The organism is Candidatus Cloacimonadota bacterium, from assembly GCA_020532355.1.
Taxonomy (GTDB): Bacteria; Cloacimonadota; Cloacimonadia; order Cloacimonadales; family Cloacimonadaceae; genus UBA5456.
The window spans coordinates 1-2,622 of sequence record JAJBBD010000225.1 but is presented as its reverse complement, the minus strand read 5'-3'; the positions used below and the strand labels follow the sequence as shown (position 1 = coordinate 2,622).

The following is a 2,622-nucleotide window of genomic DNA, read 5'->3' as shown; positions in this document are numbered from 1 at the left end:
TGGCTCGTGGCTTTTACACACGTTGGCAACCGGAGATCAAGGCCAGGCTGGATAGAGGGAATCTGCTGATCATCAGCCCTTTTGATGAATCAGTTACTGCCGTCACCCCTCAAACCTGCCTGATCCGTAATAAACTTATCCTGGAACTTGCCGATCAGATCGTGATCGGATATGCTGATCCCAAAGGTCAATTGGCAAAACTCCTGGCTCAAACCGACAAGCCCGTGCAATATCTGGATCAAAGCAAGCCGGCTGACGAGCAATCAACAAGTAATCGAGGAACACATGGAACTCTATAAAGACCTGATCGTCAGAGCCTACAAACTGCTGAAGTCAGAAGCATACCACGAAACGTACAACCTATACCTGAAGAAAAGACTGGTAGAATACGAAAGTGAAGTGGGAATATCGAATCTAGAAGAAAAATTGCGGTCGCTGGATTGGCTGCTTAGTGGCGACCCCAACAAAATTGATGAGCTACTTGGCGATATCGATTATAAGATCATCCCCAAGAAGATTACGAGCCCCACCCATACAGATGATGAATCCTGTTTTATTAGCAATGAGAGCATCTTTGATAGCTATAATATTGAAGAAGTAAACTGGCTCATAGACTGTCCTATTGAGCTTCATTTGATAGATACCTTATGGACCATGCTTGTGGGGCCACTACTCGATGAACGATTGAGCGATTCTTGCTTTGGCAATAGGATTGATGAATCCATCAAAGAATTAACATCGAGTGGCTCAGCTACAAGATTGTTCAAGTTCTTTGTTACCCAATATAGCCAATGGCGGGATGGTGCTTTTTCCGCCATGGATTCTGTAATCATGCGGGATAGTGTGACGGTGGTTTCTCTTGATATCAAGAAATGCTACTACAACATCAGACCAGAATGGAGTAAGGTTAAAAGCTGTATCGCCAAATCATCTTACGATGATGACATGAAGATTCTTATGACGAGCCTGACAATCTATATCCTGGATATTTATGTGGCATACTGGAAAAAAGTCGAAGAATTATCAAGTGAGTATGCGCGTGCTGATGATAAAAACCCAGCTTTGCCGATAGGATTATGCTCATCCAAGGTCTTATGTAATTTCCACTTGAGTAAGCTTGACGATGTGATATTGGAAACTCTCCAGCCTGTATATTATGGGAGATATGTAGACGACGTTCTGATAGTCCTGAGAACCACCGATGCATTTCTGAGGAAAGTGAGCAAAGCTGCAGAGATCAAGGCTGAGACTTTGATATATTGGTATTTCCTGAAAACTGGTATTCTACACAAACAAGATAGCGAATCTAATGGCATTTCAGAATGCACATATTCTATAGTAGATGAAAGGGAAATTACGGTACAACAAAAGAAATTCTGTGTCTTCTTGGTCAAAAAGAAGCAAAGTAAGTCAGTGCTGGATAACATGAAGAGGGAGTTATTGAGAAATGTGTCAGATCTTAGGATAATGCCTACGGATATAATACCCGAGAAGCTTGACAGGGCATTTTTTGGTGCATCAGACATCATCAAACCTACGAAGTTCAGAGATCTCTTCTCAAAACCAAACAACACAAATTTGGTCTTGAAAGAGCTATCAAAGATCATGATGCTTGCGAAGTCTTCCACAATCTCTACCCCAAAAACCCGACATATGATAAAGAGCATTGAGGCTCTGTTTCAGGGGATCAATCTGCTGAGTAACCAAATGCTGTGGGAGAAGCTATCTACGCTAATGGTTTTAACCGGCCGCCTGGACTCATTACTAAAACTGAATGAATCAGTCATAGCAGTGATACAGAAAATTAGTGTCGATGAAGGAGGCCATTTTAAATGCTCCGATACTGCTAAGAGCGAGATAAAAAAGCATCTTATCGAGTATTTAAGAATCTCATCAGCCATGGCTCTGGCCTTAACAAAGGTAGATGAGGCCGGGGAAGAATCTGGACTACCCTATGGTTTAGCATGTCAGATCAGGCAAGTATGCTTGATGAGATCCGAACACATCTCATACCCTCTATTAGAGTATTCCGATTACAAGGGAATGCTATTCTGTAGTTTAAACAAGGATAGCATATTTAATTGCCGCTTAGACAAAGACAAGATCAAATTCTCACCGAGGTTCATACATATGCACGAATACCTGCTTGCGCATTATAGAAATTGCCTAAGCAAAGAGAGTAAAATCAAGCCATTTGAGTTATCCAAGGATGACTTTAACGACTCATTTGGAAAGGAACTTATCACTGAATGTAAGTCCGGCAACTGCATTTGTATCATTGGGAATGATGTCACTATGAGTTCTCACAAGCAGCAACCTGGGAATCTTTTGAGACGGGATCATGAAATAATAGACTGTAAGGGACAGAGCCATGGCAAAACAGAACATTAACATAGCATTGGCAAACATCAGAATTTACGAAACTAACATCAGGGCCAGTTATCAAGAGGACAAGCATCCAAACCTATCTGATCGCAGGTTAACAGAATTACATCGATTGCTCAATGAAGTAAGATTCCAGAAGTGTGATTTGTTTGTGTTGCCGGAGTTTGCGGTGCCTCATGATTGGTTACCAGAAGTTGCTGCATGGTCCAGAAAGAATCAAATCGGGATTGTATGCGG

General features: G+C 41.8%; 3 protein-coding genes. All 3 read left to right on the top strand.

Annotated features, from left to right (window positions below):
- Positions 1-299: hypothetical protein (locus LHW48_07655; GenBank protein MCB5260331.1), on the top strand; the 299-nt coding region annotated here is incomplete at its 5' end.
- A complete protein-coding gene (locus LHW48_07650; GenBank protein MCB5260330.1) occupies positions 286-2,391 on the top strand; it encodes a hypothetical protein in 2,106 nt (701 codons plus the stop codon). The genes LHW48_07655 and LHW48_07650, both read left to right, overlap by 14 nt.
- Positions 2,372-2,622, top strand: a 251-nt coding sequence (locus LHW48_07645) for a hypothetical protein (GenBank protein ID MCB5260329.1), incomplete at its 3' end; no start/stop codon positions are given. The genes LHW48_07650 and LHW48_07645, both read left to right, overlap by 20 nt.